At 61.8% G+C, this 19,827-nt stretch carries 17 protein-coding genes; 11 read left to right on the top strand and 6 right to left on the bottom strand.

Annotation, left to right across the window (positions count from 1 at the left end; translation table 11 throughout):
- Positions 1-193 precede the first annotated feature (193 nt).
- Positions 194-496: an antibiotic biosynthesis monooxygenase family protein gene (locus VOI29_RS11215; protein ID WP_323778778.1), complete on the bottom strand. Its 303-nt coding sequence runs from the start codon at positions 494-496 to the stop codon at positions 194-196.
- 72 nt (positions 497-568) lie between these two features.
- Positions 569-1,480 carry a pirin family protein gene (locus tag VOI29_RS11210; RefSeq protein WP_323778776.1) on the bottom strand — a complete coding sequence of 304 codons (912 nt, stop codon included), beginning with the start codon at positions 1,478-1,480 and terminating at the stop codon, positions 569-571.
- A gap of 214 nt (positions 1,481-1,694) precedes the next feature.
- Here VOI29_RS11210 and VOI29_RS11205 point away from each other — a divergent pair, with 214 nt between their 5' ends.
- Positions 1,695-2,891 (top strand): adenylate/guanylate cyclase domain-containing protein, encoded by a 1,197-nt coding sequence (locus VOI29_RS11205; protein ID WP_323778774.1) that lies wholly within the window; start codon positions 1,695-1,697, stop codon positions 2,889-2,891.
- Between the two features lie 257 nt (positions 2,892-3,148).
- Here VOI29_RS11205 and VOI29_RS11200 read toward each other — a convergent pair whose 3' ends face one another.
- Complete coding sequence (locus VOI29_RS11200) at positions 3,149-4,024, bottom strand: LysR substrate-binding domain-containing protein (RefSeq protein ID WP_323778772.1); 876 nt, start codon at positions 4,022-4,024, stop codon at positions 3,149-3,151.
- A gap of 122 nt (positions 4,025-4,146) precedes the next feature.
- Between VOI29_RS11200 and VOI29_RS11195 the strand changes: the two genes are divergently transcribed.
- Both VOI29_RS11195 and VOI29_RS11190 read left to right on the top strand, forming a co-directional pair.
- A complete protein-coding gene (locus VOI29_RS11195; protein ID WP_323778780.1) occupies positions 4,147-5,103 on the top strand; it encodes an NAD(P)-dependent oxidoreductase in 957 nt (318 codons plus the stop codon).
- Between the two features lie 102 nt (positions 5,104-5,205).
- Positions 5,206-5,679, top strand: coding sequence for a hypothetical protein (locus VOI29_RS11190; RefSeq protein ID WP_323778771.1), 474 nt, complete (start codon positions 5,206-5,208; stop codon positions 5,677-5,679).
- A gap of 16 nt (positions 5,680-5,695) precedes the next feature.
- On the opposite strand, the gene VOI29_RS11185 is transcribed toward VOI29_RS11190, so the two are convergent.
- From VOI29_RS11185 to VOI29_RS11175, 3 genes are read right to left on the bottom strand one after another with little or no spacing between them, the layout of a single operon-like run.
- Positions 5,696-6,319, bottom strand: coding sequence for a pilus assembly protein (locus VOI29_RS11185; RefSeq protein WP_323778769.1), 624 nt, complete (start codon positions 6,317-6,319; stop codon positions 5,696-5,698).
- 4 nt (positions 6,320-6,323) lie between these two features.
- A complete protein-coding gene (locus tag VOI29_RS11180) occupies positions 6,324-6,860 on the bottom strand; it encodes a TadE family protein (protein ID WP_323778767.1) in 537 nt (178 codons plus the stop codon).
- Positions 6,857-8,398 carry a TadE/TadG family type IV pilus assembly protein gene (locus VOI29_RS11175; protein ID WP_323778765.1) on the bottom strand — a complete coding sequence of 514 codons (1,542 nt, stop codon included), beginning with the start codon at positions 8,396-8,398 and terminating at the stop codon, positions 6,857-6,859. The genes VOI29_RS11180 and VOI29_RS11175 overlap by 4 nt, the downstream gene beginning before the upstream one ends.
- A gap of 384 nt (positions 8,399-8,782) precedes the next feature.
- Here VOI29_RS11175 and VOI29_RS11170 point away from each other — a divergent pair, with 384 nt between their 5' ends.
- The 8 genes from VOI29_RS11170 to rpoD form a co-directional block, all read left to right on the top strand.
- Positions 8,783-10,213, top strand: a complete 1,431-nt coding sequence (locus tag VOI29_RS11170; RefSeq protein WP_323778763.1) for a Glu/Leu/Phe/Val dehydrogenase — start codon at positions 8,783-8,785, stop codon at positions 10,211-10,213.
- A gap of 269 nt (positions 10,214-10,482) precedes the next feature.
- Positions 10,483-11,736, top strand: coding sequence for a sarcosine oxidase subunit beta family protein (locus VOI29_RS11165; RefSeq protein ID WP_323778760.1), 1,254 nt, complete (start codon positions 10,483-10,485; stop codon positions 11,734-11,736).
- A 66-nt stretch (positions 11,737-11,802) separates the two neighbouring features.
- Complete coding sequence (locus VOI29_RS11160; protein WP_323778758.1) at positions 11,803-12,072, top strand: sarcosine oxidase subunit delta; 270 nt, start codon at positions 11,803-11,805, stop codon at positions 12,070-12,072.
- A complete protein-coding gene (locus VOI29_RS11155; protein ID WP_323778756.1) occupies positions 12,069-15,014 on the top strand; it encodes a sarcosine oxidase subunit alpha family protein in 2,946 nt (981 codons plus the stop codon). The genes VOI29_RS11160 and VOI29_RS11155 overlap by 4 nt, the downstream gene beginning before the upstream one ends.
- The gene (locus tag VOI29_RS11150; protein WP_323778755.1) at positions 15,007-15,552 is read left to right on the top strand and encodes a sarcosine oxidase subunit gamma; all 546 of its coding nucleotides are present in this window, start codon (positions 15,007-15,009) and stop codon (positions 15,550-15,552) included. Before VOI29_RS11155 ends, VOI29_RS11150 begins: the two co-directional genes overlap by 8 nt.
- Before the next feature lie 37 nt (positions 15,553-15,589).
- Positions 15,590-15,928 (top strand): hypothetical protein, encoded by a 339-nt coding sequence (locus VOI29_RS11145; protein WP_323778753.1) that lies wholly within the window; start codon positions 15,590-15,592, stop codon positions 15,926-15,928.
- A gap of 1 nt (position 15,929) precedes the next feature.
- Complete coding sequence (gene dnaG / locus VOI29_RS11140; RefSeq protein WP_323778751.1) at positions 15,930-17,921, top strand: DNA primase; 1,992 nt, start codon at positions 15,930-15,932, stop codon at positions 17,919-17,921.
- Positions 17,922-18,055: 134 nt separating this feature from the next.
- Positions 18,056-19,827, top strand: a 1,772-nt coding sequence (gene rpoD / locus VOI29_RS11135) for an RNA polymerase sigma factor RpoD (RefSeq protein ID WP_323778750.1), incomplete at its 3' end; no start/stop codon positions are given.

Raw genomic sequence — 19,827 nt, 5'->3', positions numbered from 1 at the left:
GAGCGAGCTGATCAGCGGCCTGCAGGCGCATTTCCGCGGCAGCGGCGTCACACTGTCCGGTGGTGTCATGCAGCAGAACGCCGCCTCGGCCCGGGTTCTGGAAAAGGCGGGCTTCACGCCGGCGCCCGCGGACAGCGAAACCGTTTACAGCTGGCGCGGGGGTGGCTAAGTCCCGCAGGTAAGCTCCGGCCTGTCAGCTCAGTAGCCCGATCATGTCATAATGGTCGATCTGGCGGCTCAGCACCATCGGGTCTTCCTCCGGCAGCACATGCGGCTGCTCCCAGTCCTCGCCTGCAAAGGCCTGCAGCGCCTCGATGCTCTCCCAGACCATGACGACGCAGAAGGTGGAGGGCGAATCCGGCCGCGGCAACCCGGCCGTGACCGAGACCAGTCCCGGCTGGCGGCGCACATGCGGCATAGCTGTGTTGGTTAGGAAGTCCTTGAACTCCTTGATCTTGTCTTCGCGGACAGTGGCACGGAACACCCGGATAATCATCTCTCCCCCCATCTGATCATTGGACGGGGGAAGTATAACACATCACGGGCCCGATTGGCGGGCTGTGGCTGGTCAGTGCGCGGGTTTGATAAACGTGCCGTTTCGCAGGTCGCGGAAGGCCTGGTGCAATTCTGCCTGGGTGTTCATCACGATCGGCCCGTGCCAGGCCACCGGCTCATTGATCGGCGCGCCGGAGATCAGCAGGAACCGCACGCCTTCGGGGCCCGCCTGCACGGTGATCTCCTCGCCGGTGCCAAAACGGATCAGGGTGCGGTCGCCGGACAGGTCGCGAATGTTGACCTCTTCGCCGGCGACCTCCTTTTCCAGCAGAACCCCTTGCGGGGCAGAAGCATCGGCAAAAGCCGCCTGGCCTTCGAAAACATAGGCAAAGGCGCGGCGGTAAGTGTCGACCGGCAGGGTCTTTTTCACGCCCGCAGGGATAAACACATCCAGATACTGCGGATCAGCGGCTATCCCGTCCACCGGGCCGCTTTTGCCCCAGAAATCTCCGACAATCACTTTCACCCTCGTGCCGTCATCGTCGATGATTTCGGGGATTTCCGTGCCTTTCACATCCTGATAGCGCGGCGCGGTCATCTTTTCGCTGGCAGGCAGGTTGCCCCAGAGCTGGAAACCATGCATCTGGCCTTGGGCATTTCCTGACGGCATCTCCTGATGCAGGATGCCGGAGCCGGCGGTCATCCATTGCACGTCGCCTGCGCCCAGGGTGCCCGCATTGCCCAGCGAGTCGCCATGTTCAACAGCGCCGGACAGCACATACGTTATAGTCTCGATGCCCCGGTGGGGATGCCACGGGAAGCCGCGCAGGTAGTCTTCGGGGGTGTCGTTGCGGAAATCGTCGAACAGCAGGAACGGGTCCAGCTCTGACGGGTCCTGAAAGCCGAAGGCGCGGTGCAATTTCACGCCGGCGCCCTCGGTATGGGGCTGCGCCGGACGGGTTTCTAGTATCGGTCTGAGGGACATCTGCCTGTCTCCTTGATTTTCTTGACTGATGGCAAGATAAGTTGTGCGGTGCCGTCGGAAAACGAGCTCTGAAACACGGCCCCTGTGCGCCAGGGAACGGATCTCCCTCAGCCCGCAGGGCTGTCTGGCCCAGCGGGACGCGGCGCCGCAGGCGCCAAGGGCAGGCGGGCGCCGCCCATTGCAGGGGGCATGCCGGACGGGTTAGCCTGAACATATGATGCAATCCCATGATCCTCTTCAGCAATTGCCGCCGGACCGGTTGCCGGGCGCGTTGCGCCTGATCTCCTACATGCTGGGGGAGGCCCGGGGCGCCACTGAAGCGGATGAGGTGCTGACGCAAATGGCTGGGCTGATCCGGGCAGGCGGCGTGCCATTGGACCGGGCCACCTCCATCGTGCCGCTGCTGCACGCCGAGGCGGTGGCCAGCGCCCGCTTCTGGGAGCGCGGCCAGGGCACCCGCAGCTATCTGTTTCCGTTCAATGAGGAAAGCGGTCAGGGCTATGCCCATTCACCGGCCGCCGATGTGCACCGGACCGGCGAATGGGTGATCCTTTGGCTGCCCGGCACACCCGGCGACCGCTACGGCATCGTGCCGGAGCTGAAGGCGGGGGGCTACACCCATTACATTATGGCGCCAGTCTTCATGCGCAGCGGCATGGCCGGCACCTTCAGCTTTGCCACCCAGGCAGCCGAAGGGTTTTCGCAGGATGATATCGCTTTTCTGCGCGCGGTCTTCCCGGCGCTGTCGGCCTGTCAGGAAATCCTTGCCACTGCCCGCGCCATGCAGGAGGTGCTGCGGATCTACGTGGGCGAAGAGCCGCAGCAGCGGATCATTTCGGGCGATGTGCACCGGGGCGAGGTCATGCGTATCCGGTCTGCCATCCTGTTTGCCGATATGCGCCGGTTCACCGAATTGACGGCCGGCATGAGTGCGGAACAGGCCACCAGCCTTTTGAACGCCTATTACGACTGCATCGTGCCGCCGATCGAGGGCGCGGGCGGCGAAGTGCTGAAATTCATCGGTGATGGCGTCCTGGCGGTTTTCCGGGCCGGGGAGGACGGCGCAGAGGCGTGTTCCCAGGCGCTCAAGGCGTCGCGTGACGGGCTGACGCGGGTTGCGGCCCGCTTGGAGCAGCCGCAATTCGATGTTGGCATTGCGCTTCACTTTGGCGAGGTGGCGTTTGGCAATGTTGGCTCGGGAATGCGGCTTGACTACACGGTGATCGGGCGCGACGTGAATTTGGCGGCGCGGGTGGCGGGGTTGTGCGGTGCAAGGAATGAGCCGCTGCTGGTGTCTTCGGAGTTCCGGCAAAAGGCGGGGCTGAAGGGCAGTCCTTTAGGAGAGCAGAGCCTGAAGGGTCTGCAATCGCGGGTAGAGGTATTTGCTGTGCCCTTGGCGGAAGATCCTTGAGGCGTGACCGGGCGCGGACGGCACGGTTTAAACCTTGCTGCACCACTTCTTCGGTTTTCGCCGCTTGGACGTGGCGCGGTTGAATTGGCGACCCGCATGCGGATGCCGCACTTCGAGACTATCCTGGCCTGAATGGAGCAGCGCCGCTCCGCATCAGGCATCCATTTCTATCCGCCTTTAAAGGCCGGAGTACTGGCGGCCACTGTGCTGGGCGGTCCGCAGGGAAAAGCCTCGACCGGACTGGGAGCCGCCGCTTTTCAGCCGAATTGTGATACTATCCAATCGCGGACCATGGAAACTTCGGCGCTGTTCGGAGCCTCCCCGGCGGCGGGCATCAGGTAGTGGCCCTGGCCCATGGGAATTTCCGCACCCGGCACCGGTGCCAGCCGGCCTTGTGACAGCGGCAGTTCTGCATAGCGGCGCATCAGCATGGCAACACCGGCGCCGGAGGCCGTTATCTCGATCGCTGCCAGCGAGGTGTCCACATAGAGCGGCGCGCTGCGGTCTTTCAGTGGCACGCCCTTCTGTTCAGAGAGCCGCAACCAGTGATCCTGGTAGCCGTGGATGTGGATCAGTGTCTGGTCGAACAGCTGGTCCACCGTGTGCAGCCGCCCGGCCAGTTGCGGCTGCGCCACGGCGATCACGGTCTCCGCCGAGAGCAGATGCGCGCGGGTGCCGAACCAGCCGGAGGGCCCGAGCCGCAGGTCGATATCCACATCCTCGTCCTGGGTGCTGTCGGCCCAGACGGCAGAGATCAGCCGGATGCGGATGTGCGGATTGGCGGCATGAAATGCCCCCAGCCGCGGTGCAACCCATAAAACCGCGGTTGAAACCGGTGCCCGCAGGGTCACAGTCCGGGTCTGCGCATGCCCCAAAAGCCCGCGGGTCGAATAAGCGATGTCAGTCAGTGCCTGGGCGACCGAGGGGTAGTAGGCGTGGCCCAGTTCTGTCAGTTCCAAGTGGCGGGACCTGCGGATAAACAAGGTGATGCCAAAACTTTTCTCCAGGCTGCGCACCTGGTGGCTGACGGCGGCTTGGGTCAGCCCCAGCTCTTCTGCCGCGGCGGTGAAGCTTTTCAGGCGGGCGGCGGCTTCAAAGGCGCGCAGCCAGACGAGGTTGGGCAGGTCGGACATATCCGTTGCAAAAAATCCTGAGGTCAGATGGCGTTATTATTCGTTTTAGTTTTGGCTGTGGTCAAGCTAGCCATATCGCAGAAGATTTGCCCCGGGAGGAGAAACTGGAAATGGCGACCACTTTGAAAGTCGGCTTTATCGGCCTTGGCAATGTTGGCGGCAAACTGTCCGGCAGCCTGTTGCGCAACGGCGTGGACCTGACCGTGCACGATCTGAACCCGGAGCTGGTGCAGAGCTTTGTGGAGAAAGGCGCCAAACAGGCGCAAAGTCCGGCCCAGATGATGCGCGACTGCGATGCGGTGATAACCTGCTTGCCGTCGCCGGCGGCGTCGGATGCGGTGATGATGCAGATGCTGCCGGAGGTCACTGAAGGCAAGATCTGGATGGAAATGTCCACCACCGACGAGGCAGAGGCCAAGCGTCTGGGCGCGATGGTGATCGAACAGGGCGGCCGTGCGGTGGATTGCCCGGTTTCCGGCGGCTGCCACCGTGCGGGCACCGGCAATATCTCAATCTTTGCGGGCTGCGATCGCGGCACTTTTGACACCATCCTGCCGCTGCTCACCACCATGGGCCGCCGCATCCTGCACACCGGCGATCTGGGGTCTGCCTCGGTTCTGAAAGTGGTGACCAATTATCTCGCCACCGTGCATCTGGTGGCCAACGCCGAGGCGCTGGTCACGGCCAAGGCGGCAGGCATGGATCTGAATATTGCTTATGAGGCGATCAGGATCAGCTCCGGGAATTCGTTTTCGCATGTCACCGAAAGCCAGGTGATCCTTAACGGCAGCCGGGATATTTCCTTCACTATGGATCTGGTGAAGAAGGATGTTGGCTTGTTCCAGGACGTCGCTGAAAGGGCAAATGTGCCGCTGGAGGTCAGCCCACTGATCGTGAAGATCTTTGACGACGGCATCAGCCGCTATGGCGACCGCGAGCTGTCGCCCAACATCATCCGACGTCTGGAAGACGCTACCGGTCTGGATATCCGCGCACCGGGCTTCCCGCCGGAAATGGTGGATGATGAACCGGAAGAGCCGGGCTACGAAATTGTCGTCCACCGCGCTGCAGCGGAATAAGTTTCCCCGGACTGTGCCGCCGCATCCGGCCGCCGCTTCGGTGGGGCTGTTTTCTTTGGCTGATCCGGTTTATGCCCGGATCAGCAGCAAGGGGAGCAGCGGATGAGCAATGAGGTCCTGGCCACAATTGAAGCCACCGGCGGGCGGCGGATCATGGGTACTGTGATGCTGGGTTTGACCGGCTGCCTGCTGCTTTATGTGGCCTTTGCGGCGCCGCCGTCGCCAGCATGGCTGGTGTTTCTGCTGGCGGTTGGCACGGCTGCGCTGTGGCTGGCAGTCCGGATGTGGCAGGCAACCGTTCACCGGATCGAGCTGACGGCAGAGGAGCTTCGCTGTTCAAACGGGCAGCTGATTGCAAGGGTTGAGGATATCAAAGCCATCGACCGCGGTTTTTTTGCCTTTAAGCCGTCCAACGGGTTCTTGATCCGGACCGGGGCGCAAGGCTCCAGGATCTGGATGCCCGGGCTGTGGTGGCGGCTGGGCCGCCGGATCGGTATCGGCGGGGTGACGCCCGGATCGCAAGGCAAGGCGATGTCGGAAATCCTGGCCGCGATGATGGCGCAACGCGGCCACTGAGGCCGCACTAGCCGGTTTAATCGGTGCCGCCTGTGTTGTCGTCGTGGCTTCCGGACCCGGTGGCACCGCCTTCGAAGGCGACAAGCGGGGCGAAACGCGGGCGGGTGAAGATGAAATTCTGCACATCCATGAGCGGAATGCCAACATTGAAAGCTGGACTAATCTCGTTCCAGGTTTCCACCAGGATGACACGCTCTTGGTCCGGCATGTCGGGCAGTTTCTCTTTGACTGTGTTGATAGAGCCGTCTGCCCATTCCTGAAAGGCGCTGCCGCGGACCTTGGACCAGTCGACATAGTAGCGCTGATCGGCTTCATCCCAGCGGACAACCGAGATGCGGGTTGACAGCGTGGTGTCGCTGCGCACCAGCTCCGAAGCCAGCGCATGCATGCTGTCGATATAGGAGTCGTTCACAAAATTGGTTTCTCGTGAAATAAGGTCAGACACGGTATAGGCGGCCTTCAGATTGATGCTTTCCTGACGGAAGGCGTCAAAGAAGGTGTAGATGGAGGCAAACAGACCCAGCAGAAGCGGCGCGTAAAAAGCGAATTCGATGGAGACGCTGCCCTGGGTTCCGTCCAGAAAGCGGCAGGCGGGTCCTGGCAGGCGGCCGGACAGGCGGCGGGAGAGGAGTGTCAGCATAGCGTTACCTCGGTTCCTGGACGAATGCGGAGGAAGCAATCAGGTTGACCCGGCCGTCGCCGTCCTTGCTCAGATTTGTGCCAAGTCCCCAAGTCGGGAAAATCGGATTGAACTTCATGCAGGCGCGGATGAACATCAGTTCATTGGATTGGCCGTTTTCAAAGCTCCGGACCGGCTGAATATCTTCGACGCGGTTCACGCAGTCCGGGGTCGGATCAATGGCTGTCCAGCTGTAGGGATCGATCTGCAGCATTTCGAGGCGCAGGGATGTGCTGCACTCGTCAATGAAACCGGAGCGGCCGCAGATCTCGTCACGCAGGTCATCATGCTGCATGTCGCCGCCAGTGCCGAGCCGGATGGTGCGGACGGTCTCGTCCAGGGCCCGCTCAAGCTGTGAGTGGCGGAGGTTGATCATGCCCAGTTCGACGGTGGACATCAGGATCATCAGGAAGGCGGGAATGACGATGGCGAATTCGACCGTGGCGTTGCCATCTTCGCGCTGCCTGAAACGGCGCAGGGCGTGGGTGATACGGCGGATCATTGGGTGAGCCTCAGCTGACGGATGGAAGTTGCGATCGAGGCAAAGGCATCACTGATTTCCAACCCGTCGACGTCAAAATAATGGGCGGCAGAGCTGGCGCAATCCTGCAGCACCGACACGCCGTTGCTGGGCGCCTCGAAGCCGATGGCGTAGACAATGATTCCCTGATCCTTGGCCGCCTGGCAGATGCTGCGGGTGCGGGCATTTTTGGTCGAGTTGCCGTAATAGTCGTAGACGCCATAGTACCAGGTGGATTTGGCGGACCCTAGCCAGTTGAAAATATTTTTGTATATATATTTCAATGGTGTGTCCGCAAACAGGTCGGCGTAGCTGAGCTGCTCCGACTCGTTGCCCTTGTAGGGGGCGTTTTTCCAGCCGCTGTACCCTTGCCAGCGGTACTTGTTGTAGGGGGCGTAGTAGCTCGAATAAACGTCGTGCCCGGCGTGATACCAAACATCGGTGGGACCGTTCCGGTGATCGCTTTCGACGTAGTATTGTGAGGTATTCTGGCCGTCTGTCATTAACACCAGAACTTTGACGGTGTCGGAGTCGGTGTATGCAGACGGGCGGGCAGAAAAGTCATTTGGCACATCACCGCTTGTGGTTAGTGCGCTGATGGCTGGGCGTGCTGACGGATCCAACAGCGCTGTGCCCCATTTCATGCCGATATCGATCGAGGTGTTGCCGCCCGCATCAAAGTCTTCAATGTAGGCTTTGAGCGTCGCAGCATCTTTTTGAAACGGCAGGATTTCGCGGCTTGGATCATCTTCGCAAACCGGGCTGTCAACCAATTGAGATTCATTGTCTCTCCGGTCCCAGCTGGACCAGGGAGAGAAATGCATCGTCTGTTCCAGAGACGCAGTTGTTGACAGGCTGGCTGAATTGAAGTCCGAAGAGGAGAAATTCACGCAGTTCGAATAAGAGTGAACCCGGGTCAGGCCGTATTGGTTGATCAGGTTCTCCGGCACGGACACTTGGGTCGCATAGGGAACGATTGAGATCGACATCTTGCCGTCGGTGGTGTTGGCCACCATGGTGTCAACAAAATCCTTTGCCGCGACCTTGAGGTTGGTCAGGCGGCTGTTGGAGTCCATCGAGCCGGACACATCCAGCACCATCGAGATTTCCACCCCGTCGATGCTCTCCTCGGCGCGCGAGGCTGCATGGAGCGGCATGTCGTCGCCGCCGGCGAATTTCAGCAGGTGGGTCGGAAAGGTGGTGTCGATCGTAGCCTCCACCTTTTTGAAGCCAAGCCCGGATTCCCACCAGGGAGCCTGATAGTAATCTTCCAGCCCCGATTTCGCGAGATAGTCCCGAACCACAGCGTCGGGTGTTTGCTGCTGATCGAGGTCGGCAGCCGCCAAGGTCGCGCGGTCAAGCGTGTATTGCAGCATGGTGCGGTCACGTTCCATCCGCATCAGGTCGACCCCGATACCGCCGATCGCAAGCATTGCCAGGAAGGTGCCGATCATCGGTTTGGCCAGCACGCCGTCCTCTTCTCTGAGGAAGGCTTTTGCCTTGGCCAGACAGCGCAGCATGAGCGGACTGGTTAACGCTGTGGAACCCTTGTGACGTCTATGCATTACAACACCCCTCCGCCGGCTCTTGAACAGAACAGCCTGGCTCTAGACGCGGAATTTACACATAATTAATGACTGCCGAACGTGGCGGAATTGGGGCGGGTTTGCGCCGATAGACACACGATTGCAATGAGTTGGGTTTTCAATTTCCGTGTATCTTGCGGGGTTGTTGCAACCTGGGGGACAATTGCCCGGGGCAAGCGGCGAATCGTGAAGCTTTTGCGAAATTGCGAATCTTTTTGCCTGGGAATGGTCAAAAAGGTCGCACTCCTTAATCTTCTCTGCATAGACTGTGGGCATCATCGGCAGCGAGTCGATGTTTGAGTACGGAGAAATTTTTTCATGAGCAGCCGCACAGAGCCGAGCTTCCGCGAGAGCGTGGACCTGATGTTTAACCGGGCCGTGTCCCTGATGGACCTGCCGCCGGGGCTGGAGGAGAAGATCCGGGTCTGCAACGCCACCTACACGGTGCGCTTCGGGGTCCGCCTGCGCGGTGCGATGCACACGTTCACCGGTTACCGTTCAGTGCATTCCGAGCATATGGAGCCCGTGAAGGGCGGCATCCGTTATTCGCCGGAGGTGAACCAGGATGAGGTCGAGGCGCTGGCGGCGCTGATGACCTACAAATGCGCCCTGGTCGAGGCGCCTTTCGGCGGTTCCAAGGGCGGGCTTTGCATCGACCCGCGCGATTATGAAGAACACGAGCTGGAACTGATCACCCGCCGCTTTGCCTATGAGCTGGCCAAACGCGACCTGATCCACCCCTCGCAGAATGTGCCTGCGCCCGACATGGGCACCGGCGAGCGCGAGATGGCCTGGATTGCCGACCAGTACGCGCGGATGAACACCACCGATATCAACGCCAGGGCCTGCGTCACCGGCAAGCCGTTGAACGCCGGCGGTATCTCGGGCCGGGTCGAGGCCACGGGACGCGGTGTGCAATATGCGCTGCAGGAGTTCTTCCGCCATGAGGAAGACAAGGCGGCAGCGGGCCTGTCCGGCAAACTGGATGGTAAGCGGATCATCGTTCAGGGGCTTGGCAACGTGGGCTATCACGCGGCGAAGTTCCTGTCCGAAGAGGATGGGGCGCGGATTACCGGCATCATCGAGCGGGACGGCGGGCTGTTCGGCGCTGACGGTCTTGACGTTGAAGCGGTGCGCAATTGGATCGTCAAGCATGGCGGCGTAACCGGCTACCCGGATGCGCAATACGTCGAGGACGGCGCGGTGCTGCTGGAGGAAGAATGCGACATCCTGGTCCCGGCGGCGCTGGAAGGCGTGATCAACCTGTCCAATGCGGAAAACATCAAGGCGCCGCTGATCATCGAGGCTGCAAACGGCCCGGTGACCGCCGGTGCGGATGATGTTCTGCGCAAAAAGGGCATTGTGATCATCCCCGACATGTATGCCAACGCGGGCGGTGTGACGGTGTCCTACTTTGAATGGGTCAAAAACCTGTCCCACATCCGTTTCGGCCGGATGCAGCGCCGCCAGGAAGAGGCGCGCCACCAGCTAGTGATTGATGAGCTGCAGCGTCTGGATGATGTGATGGGGGGCACCTGGTCGATGTCGCCGAACTTCAAGGACAAGTATCTGAAGGGCGCAGGCGAGCTGGAACTGGTGCGCTCGGGCCTCGATGACACCATGCGGGTGGCTTACCAGGCGATGCGCGAGGTCTGGCACAGCCGCGATGATGTGACCGACCTGCGCACTGCCGCCTATCTGGTGTCGATCGACAAGGTCGCCAAAAGCTATCACGCCAAGGGGCTCTGACCAGCCTGCAGGAACTTTGATATATGAGCGGGGCGGAAGGGAAACTTTCTGCCCCGTTTTTTGTGAGTAAACCGGAATACGGCACGGTCTGTCGCAGATATTACTAGACACAAGTGATTAGTTCGTGTGATTTGCGGCAGAGCTGTGCTGAGCTGCCGCAAATTGATCCTTGGGGCTAGGAGCAGCAAGCGAAAGCGGGTAGCAATGCCGCCAGGGTCCGGGTCACCTTTTTTCCGGGCAGCGGATGTGATTTGACGGGGAGGGACGACATGCGGTTTTCGGGATGGCGTGTGCTCAAAGAGGGGCTCACCGGAAACAGGGGCTGGACGCCGCACTGGCGCGACCCCGAGCCCAGGACCGAGTATGACGTGGTGATCATCGGCGGCGGCGGCCATGGTCTGGCAACCGCGTATTACCTGGCCAAGGAGCACGGCATTACCAATGTGGCGGTGCTGGAGAAAGGCTATCTTGGCGGCGGCAATGTGGGGCGCAACACCACTATTGTGCGGGCGAACTACTACCTGCCGGGCAATTCCGAGTTCTATTCCCACTCGCTGAAACTGTGGGAAGGGATGGAGCAGGACCTGAACTACAATGCGATGATGTCCCAGCGCGGCATCCTTAACCTGTACCACAATGACGGCCAGCGCGATGCGGCGGTGCGCCGGGGCAATGCGATCATCAACCAGGGGGACGACGCGGAGCTTCTGAGCCGCGATCAGGTGCGTGAGCTGGCACCGTTCCTGAATTTTGACAACAACCGCTTCCCGATCATGGGCGGGCTGATGCAGCGCCGTGCAGGAACCGCTCGCCATGACGCCGTGGCCTGGGGCTATGCCCGCGGCGCCGACATGCGCGGGGTGGATCTGATCCAGAACTGCGAAGTCACCGGCATCGACGTGGAAGGCGGCAAGGTGGTGGGGGTGCAGACCGCCCGCGGGCCGATCCGCGCCAAGAAGGTGGCGCTGGCCGCGGCGGGCCGTTCGGGCCAGGTGGCGGCCATGGCCGGCCTCACCCTGCCGATCGAAAGCCACGTGCTGCAGGCCTTTGTCTCGGAAGGGCTGAAGCCGATCGTCGACCACGTGATCACCTTTGCCGAAGGGCATCTGTACATAAGCCAGTCGGACAAGGGTGGCTTGGTCTTCGGCAGCTATCTGGACTTTTACAGCTCCTACGCCGCGCGGGGTAACCTGCCGATGGTGGAGCACACGATGGAGAGTTTCGTGGCGATGGTGCCTGCGGTCAGCAAGGCGCGGCTGCTGCGCAGCTGGGGCGGCATCATGGATATGACCCCGGACGGCTCGCCCATTATCGACCATTCGCCGATCGGCGGCCTCTACCTGAACTGCGGCTGGTGCTACGGCGGCTTCAAGGCGACGCCGGGCTCGGGCCATGTCTATGCGCATCTGATTGCAACGGACCGGCCGCACGGGGCGGCCGCGAAACTGAAGCTGGACCGCTTCCGCAGCGGCGTGGGCCTGATGGATGAGGAGGGGACCGGTGCGCAGCATAACTTGCACTAAGCGTTTGGAGTGCGCCGGGCATGCCTCCGGCGGGAGTATTTTTGCAAAGATGAAAGGGCGCTGGTCATGAGGATAGCCTGTCCGCTCTGCGGTGAGAGGGGCCGCCGCGAATTCTATTATAAAGGGGCTGCGCTGGTGCGCCCGGCCGAGGGCGCGGATCTGGATGCCTGGCATGGATATGTGAATCTGCGGGAGAACCCTGCGGGGCCGCTGGATGAGCTGTGGTATCACGAGATGGGCTGCAATGCCTGGCTGAAGGTGACTCGCGATACCGCGACTCATGAGATTTTGGCCGTGCAGCTGGCGTCCGAGGCCGGGCTGGGAGGTGAGAAATGAGACTTCCCGGAAAAGGGCTGAACCAGGGCGCAAAGCCAATCACCTTCTCCTTCAACGGCCGCCACATGATGGGGTTGGAAGGGGACACGCTGGCCGCTGCCTTGCTGGCAAATGATGTGCATCTGATGGGGCGGTCGTTCAAATACCACCGCCCGCGTGGGGTGCTGACTGCGGGCAGCGAGGAGCCGAACGCGCTGGTCACCATCGGCACCGGCGGCCAGCAGGATCCCAATGTGCGCGCCACCCAGCAGGAAATTTTCGAGGGGCTGGAGGCCCGCAGCCAGAACTGCTGGCCCTCGGTCGAACGCGATGTGATGGCGCTCAATGATCTGGCGGCACCGTTCTTTACCGCGGGGTTTTATTACAAGACGTTTATGTGGCCGGCAGCGTTCTGGGAGAAGATCTATGAACCGCTGATCCGCAATGCGGCGGGGCTGGGCGCGTTGTCAGGCGAGGCGGATCAGGACCGCTATGAGAAAGCCTTTGCCTTTTGCGACGTGCTGGTGATCGGTTCCGGTCCTGCGGGATTGATGGCGGCGTTGACCGCGGGCCGGGCCGGGGCCGATGTGATCCTGGCTGAGGAAGACAGCCGCATGGGCGGCCGCCTGCTGGCCGAGCGCGAGGAAATTGGCGGCAAGCCTGGGCATCAGTGGACCGCCGATGTACTGGCCGAGCTGGAGGCGATGGGCAATGTGCGGCTGATGACCCGCACCGCTGTCACCGGAGCCTATGACCAAGGCACCTATGGCGCGCTGGAGCGCGTCTCGCATCACCTGCCGCGGCGTCATTCGCTAAAGGGCAGCCATCTGCCGCGCGAATGTTTCTGGCGGATTACGGCCAAATACGCGGTACTGGCGGCGGGTGCGATTGAGCGCCCGGTGGCCTTCCGCAACAACGACCGGCCGGGCATTATGATGGCGGGCGCCGTGCGCGCCTATCTGAACCGCTGGGGCGTGGCACCGGGGCAGCGGGTGACAGTCTTTGCCAACAATGACCAGGCCCACCGCACAGCGCGCGATCTGCATGACGCTGGCGTGCATATCGCGTCGGTGATCGACAGCCGTCACGAGGCGCCGGACGGCGGACCCTATCAGGTGATCAAGGGGGCGCAGGTCTGCGGCTCTGCCGGCCGGCATCGGGTGGAAAGCATCACTGTGCGCTCAGTCAAGGGCGAGGAGAAGATCCAGACCGATTGCCTGGCGATGTCCGGCGGCTGGAATCCGTCGGTGCATCTGACCTGCCATCTGAACAGCCGCCCTGCTTGGAAACGCGATGCGCTGGCCTTTGTGCCCGCTGAGGGTGCAGTACCGGGCATGGTCACCGCGGGCGCCTGCAACGGCGCCTTCTCCACCGCTGGTGCGCTGCGTGAAGGCGCTGAGGCTGCTGGCAAAGTGGTAGAGGCGCTGGGCCTTAAAGCCACCGTTTCCGACCTGCCGGATGCGGAGGATGATCCCTACCGCATCGCCGCCTTGTGGGCGGTGCCGGGCAAGGGCCGGGCCTGGCTCGACTTTCAGAACGACGTGACAGTCAAGGATGTGAAACAGGCAGCGGTCGAGAACTTCTGCTCGGTCGAGCATATGAAGCGCTACACCACCCAAGGCATGGCGACCGATCAGGGCAAGAACTCCAACGTTGCGGCATTGGCGGTGCTGGCGGACGCCACGGGCCGGACGATCCCCGAGACCGGCACCACCACCTTCCGCCCGCCGTTTGTACCGGTGTCGCTAGGTGCTATGGGGGCAGGGGCCACGGGTGAGGGCTTCAAGCCGCAGCGCTTCCTCACCTCGCACAACGAAAGCGACGCGCGCGGCGCACATCAGCTGGAAGTGGGCTTGTGGTATCGCGCGGCCTACTACCCGAAGCCGGGGGAAACCAGCTGGCGTCAGACCTGCGACCGGGAAGTCACACTGGTCCGCAAGGCTGTGGGCATCTGCGATGTCTCCACTTTGGGCAAGATCGACATTCAGGGGGCCGATGCGGGCAAGTTCCTGGATCACCTCTACACCAACACCTTCAGCACGTTGAAGGTGGGTAAGGTCCGCTATGGGCTGATGCTGCGCGAGGATGGTTTTGTCATGGATGACGGCACCACCGCGCGGCTGGGGGAAAACCACTATGTGATGACCACGACCACTGCTGCCGCCGGCCAGGTGATGGCGCATATGGAGTTTGTCTCCCAGGCGCTCTACCCGGAATGGGATGTGCGCTTTACCTCGGTGACCGAGCAATGGGCGCAGTTTGCCGTGGCCGGTCCGAAATCGCAGGCGCTTCTGAACGGGCTCCTGGATGAGGATGTGAACGGCGGGACCTGGCCCTTTATGGGATGCGGCGAGGCGACCGTGCTGGGCGTCAAGGGGCGGCTGTTCCGGATCTCCTTTTCGGGCGAGCAGGCTTATGAGGTTGCGGTGCCTGCACGCTATGGCGAGAGCCTGTTCCGCGAGCTGCTGAAGCGGGCCGAGGCGATGGGCGGCGGAGCATATGGCATGGAAGCGCTGAACGTGCTGCGGATTGAGAAGGGCCTGATCACCCATGCCGAGATCAACGGCACCGTGACCGCCTTTGACCTTGGTCTGCAGGGGATGATGTCCAAAAAGAAAGATTTTCTCGGGAAGCCGATGTCCTCTCGCGAGGGCCTGATGGCTGAAGACCGGATGCGCCTGGTGGGCCTGAAGCCTGTGGGGGCTGCCAAGGAGATCACCGCCGGTGCGCATCTGTTCACGCCGGGTGACCCGGTGGAGCGGATCTATGATCAGGGCTATGTGACCTCGGCCGGCTATTCACCGACTTTGGGGCATCCGATCGGCCTTGCCTTTCTGAAAGAAGGGCCGGAACGGATTGGTGAGACCGTGCGCCTGGTCGACCATATGCGCGGCGTTGATACCCTGTGCGAGGTTGTTTCGCCTGTGTTCTTTGACCCCGAAGGAGAGCGAGCCCGTGGCTGAACTGATTGCGAAAAGCCCTTGTGACGGGCTGCTTCCGGTAACCATCAGCGGCATGAGCCTGACCGAGGAACATCCCGGTAATATCTGGTCCGTGGCGCCCTTCAAAGGCCAGCAGGAGGCGCTGAGCAAGGCGCTGGAGACCGCTCATGGCATGGCCTTTCCGGCCCCGAACCGTGCGACCGGCAAGGCGGGCAACCGCGCGGTCTGGTTCGGGCAGGACGCAGCACTGCTGATGGGGCCTGCGCCGGAGGATAAGCTGGCCGCGCACGCCGCGCTGACGGATCAAAGCGACGCCTGGGCCGTGGTGCGGCTGGAGGGCGCGGGTGCCGAGGACGTGCTGGCGCGCCTGGTTCCGGTCGATCTGCGCGGGGCGGTGTTCAAACGCGGCCATACCGTGCGGACCGAGCTGAAGCACATGATGGCGTCAGTGACGCGCACCGGTCCGCAGTCGTTTCAGATTATGGTGTTCCGATCGATGGCAACAACGCTTGTGCATGATTTGAAAACAGCGATGGAAGCTGTCGCGGCACGGGGGTAATCTCTGGGGATCACCAACTGATTCCCGGAGCGCATCTATGATCCGCATTGCCCTTGCAGCCGCCTTGCTGGCGGCTCCGGCCTATGCTTCTGAAACAAAAGAACAAAGCTGTAAGTACCAAGGGCAGGTCATGGCTGCCGTGCAGCAGGCGCGGCTGGACCGGGTGAAGCAGGAAGAGGTGGAGCAGGTGATTCTGGACAGCGAACCGGAATGGCCTGAGACCTATTCCAATGCGATCCCGCAGCTGACGAGCCATGTCTACGCAATGAAGCGGCGCGACCTTAAGGACGCCGACCTCGGCGCGCTGTTCGAAGAGCAGTGTCTGCAGAACTGGGATCAGATCCAGGCGATGCAGAAACAGCTGAAGTCGAACTGATATGTCCCTGCCGCCCGGCTTTCTGGATGAACTGCGCACCCGCATCAGCATTTCTGATGTTGTCGGGCGCAAGGTCATGTGGGACCAGCGCAAGTCGCAGCCGGGCAAGGGCGACTATTGGAGCCCGTGCCCCTTCCACCACGAAAAGACCGCATCTTTTCATGTCGAGGACCGCAAGGGGTTCTATTACTGCTTTGGCTGCCACGCCAAGGGCGACGCGCTGAAGTTTGTGCAGGAGACCGAGAACGTCGGATTCATGGAGGCGGTTGAGATCCTGGCGCAGGAAGCGGGCATGGAAATGCCCAAACGCGATCCGCGCGCGCAGGAAAAGCAGGACCGCCGGACCCTGCTGGCTGAGGTGATGGAGCAGGCGGTGCAGTTCTTCCGCCTGCAGCTGAAAACCAGCGCTGCCCATGACGCCCGCGCATACTTGCAGCGCCGCGGGCTGACGGCGCAAACGCTGGACCGCTGGGAGATCGGCTTTGCCCCCGATGGCTGGCAGAACCTGTGGGATGGCTTGCGCGGCAAGAACGTGCCCGAAGACCTGATCATCGGCGCGGGGCTGGCCAAGCCTTCGAACAAGGGCGGCAAACCTTATGACACCTTCCGCAACCGGATCATGTTCCCGATCCGTGACGCCCGAGGCCGCGCCGTTGCCTTTGGCGGCCGGGCGATGGATCCAAACGACAACGCCAAATACCTGAACTCTCCCGAGACCGAATTGTTCGACAAGGGGCGCAGCCTCTACAATCACGGGCCAGCGCGCGCAGCTTCGGGAAGGGGATCCACGCTTGTGGTGGCCGAAGGTTATATGGATGTGATTGCGCTGGCCGAAGGCGGCTTTCAGTCGTCTGTCGCGCCATTGGGCACGGCGATCACCGAAAACCAGCTGCAGATGCTGTGGCGGATGTCGAATGAGCCGATCATCGCGCTGGACGGTGACAAGGCGGGCATCCGGGCTGCAATGCGGCTGATCGACCTGGCGCTGCCCTTGCTGGAGGCCGGCAAATCCCTTCGCTTTGCCATCATGCCCGAAGGCAAGGACCCTGACGACATGATCCGCAGCGAAGGCCCGGAGGCGGTGCAGGCGGTGCTGGATCAGGCGATGCCGATGGTCAAGCTGCTGTGGCAGCGCGAGACCGAGGGCAAAGTGTTTGACAGCCCCGAGCGCAAGGCAGCGCTGGACAAGGCTTTGCGGGAAAAGATCAAGCTGATCCGCGACCCTTCGATCCGCAAACACTACGGCGAAGACGTCAAGGAGATGCGCTGGCAGCTGTTTCGCGGCAGCCGTGACAGCGGCGGCTACCAGCAGCGGGGCGGGAAGGGCGGCGGTTTCCGTGACGGCGCCCGCGCGCCTTGGAAACCCGGCAAGGGCTTTGGCCCGATCCCGCAGCCGCGGGCAACCACCCGCGCCTCGCTGGTGGCAGGTGCCGAGGACGAATATTTTGCTGCAATGCGCGAAGCGGTGATCCTGGCCACGGCGATCACCACCCCGGCTGTGATCCCCGAATTTGAGACCAGCCTGGAGCGCCTGCAGTGTGCCGATCCGGATCTGGCGGCGCTGCGCGACATGGTGCTGCGCCACGGTATCAGCGCTCCGGAGCGTCTGCGTGAGGAAATCGACTGGTCTTTGGGACCCCATGCCCTTGAAAACCTCTTTGGCCTTCGCCATGTCGGAATTACCCCCTGCCTGCGCAAACCCGGCGACACCGAGCTGGCCAGCATGACCCTGGCCGAGGAGCTTGCAAAGCTGGAAGCGCGGCGCGGGCTGGACGCGGAGCTGGCGGAGGCCGAAGAGGATCTGGACGGCCTTGCGGACGAGGCGCTGACCTGGCGGTTGCGGCAGGCAGCCGAGGCCAAGAACAAGGCGGTGCGCAGCGAGAATGAGGACCAGGCGCAGTATGATGTGGGCGAGAACGGCGCGCGGCTCAACCGCGATGAGCGCGACGCATTCGGCGCCCTTTTGGACCGGATCGGCTTTTCCGGTAAATGACGCAGATCGGATGATTCTGCGTTTTGCTAAGGAAGAGCACAGGAAAATTGGGTAAACGGGGTGACGAATCAGAGAATCGCGCTAATGATTCGCGCGACCCGAATCGCCCCGCAGCCCCTGAGTAGGAGCATTGAATGGCCGCCAAAGACACCGACGATCGCAAACCTGACGATCAGGATGCCGAAATCTCACTCGACATGAGCCAGACTCAGGTCAAGAAGATGATCGCGGAGGCCCGCGAGAAAGGCTACATCACCTACGATCAGCTCAATCAGGTTCTGCCGCCGGATCAGGTCAGCTCGGAACAGATCGAAGACGTGATGTCGATGCTCAGCGAAATGGGCATCAACATCATCGAGGACGAAGAAGCCGAGGAAGAAGAGAACAAGGGCACCACCGACCTTGTGACCACCGAAGGCCCGCGCGAAGTTGCGCTGGCCGGCGCCCAGGCTGAAAAGCTGGACCGCACCGACGATCCGGTGCGCATGTACCTGCGCGAGATGGGGTCGGTTGAACTGTTGAGCCGGGAAGGCGAGATTGCCATCGCCAAGCGGATCGAAGCCGGCCGCAATACGATGATCCTGGGGCTGTGCGAAAGCCCGCTGACCTTCCAGGCGATCACCATCTGGCACGACGAACTTTTGTCCGAGGACATCCTCCTGCGCGACGTCATCGACCTGGAGGCCACCTTCGGCAACCAGCTGGACGAGGACGGCGAGGAGGAGGCGCCGGTTGTCGATACCGCGGCTGTTGCAGCAGCCAAGCCGGCCAAGGATGACGGTCCGGAACTGGACGCCGACGGCAATCCGATCGCCAGCGATGACGATGATGACGAAGATGAACAGGCCAACATGTCTCTGGCCGCGATGGAGGCCGCGCTCAAGGACCGGGTACTGGTCACGCTTGAGCGGATCTCGACCGACTTCGCCCAGCTGTCCGAAATGCAGGACAGCCGGATCTCGGCAACCCTGAACGAGGACGGCTCCTTCAGCACGCAGGACGAGGCGACCTATCAGGCGCTGCGTTCGGAAATCGTCGAACTGGTAAATGGGCTGCATCTGCACAACAACCGGATCGAGGCGCTGATTGACCAGCTCTACGGCATCAACCGCAGGGTAATGCAAATTGACAGCGCGATGGTCAAGCTGGCCGACCAGGCCCGTATCAACCGCCGCGAATTCATTGACGCCTACCGCGGCCGCGAGCTGGACCCGAACTGGCTTGCCGACATGGGCGAAAAGCCCGGCCGCGGCTGGCAGATGTTCATCGAACGCTCTACCGACAAGGTCGAGGAACTGCGCGCCGACATGGCCCAGGTCGGCCAGTATGTCGGCCTCGACATCTCCGAATTCCGCCGCATCGTGCAGCAGGTTCAAAAGGGGGAGAAAGAAGCCCGCCAGGCCAAGAAGGAAATGGTGGAAGCCAACCTGCGCCTGGTGATCTCGATTGCCAAGAAATACACCAACCGCGGGTTGCAGTTCCTGGATCTCATCCAGGAGGGCAACATCGGCCTGATGAAGGCGGTGGACAAGTTCGAATACCGCCGCGGCTACAAGTTCTCGACCTATGCGACCTGGTGGATTCGTCAGGCGATCACCCGCTCGATCGCAGATCAGGCGCGCACCATCCGTATTCCGGTGCATATGATCGAGACGATCAACAAGCTGGTCCGCACCGGCCGTCAGATGCTGCATGAGATTGGCCGCGAGCCGACGCCGGAAGAACTGGCAGAAAAGCTGCAGATGCCGCTGGAGAAGGTCCGCAAGGTGATGAAGATCGCCAAGGAGCCGATCAGCCTCGAGACTCCGATCGGGGACGAAGAAGACAGCCAGCTGGGTGATTTCATCGAGGACAAGAACGCGGTGCTGCCCTTGGACAGCGCCATTCAGGAAAACCTCAAGGAAAC

The sequence above is a fragment of the Leisingera sp. genome (genome assembly GCF_034669605.1).
Taxonomy (GTDB): Bacteria; Pseudomonadota; Alphaproteobacteria; order Rhodobacterales; family Rhodobacteraceae; genus Leisingera.
This window is presented reverse-complemented; position numbering and strand designations above follow the sequence as displayed.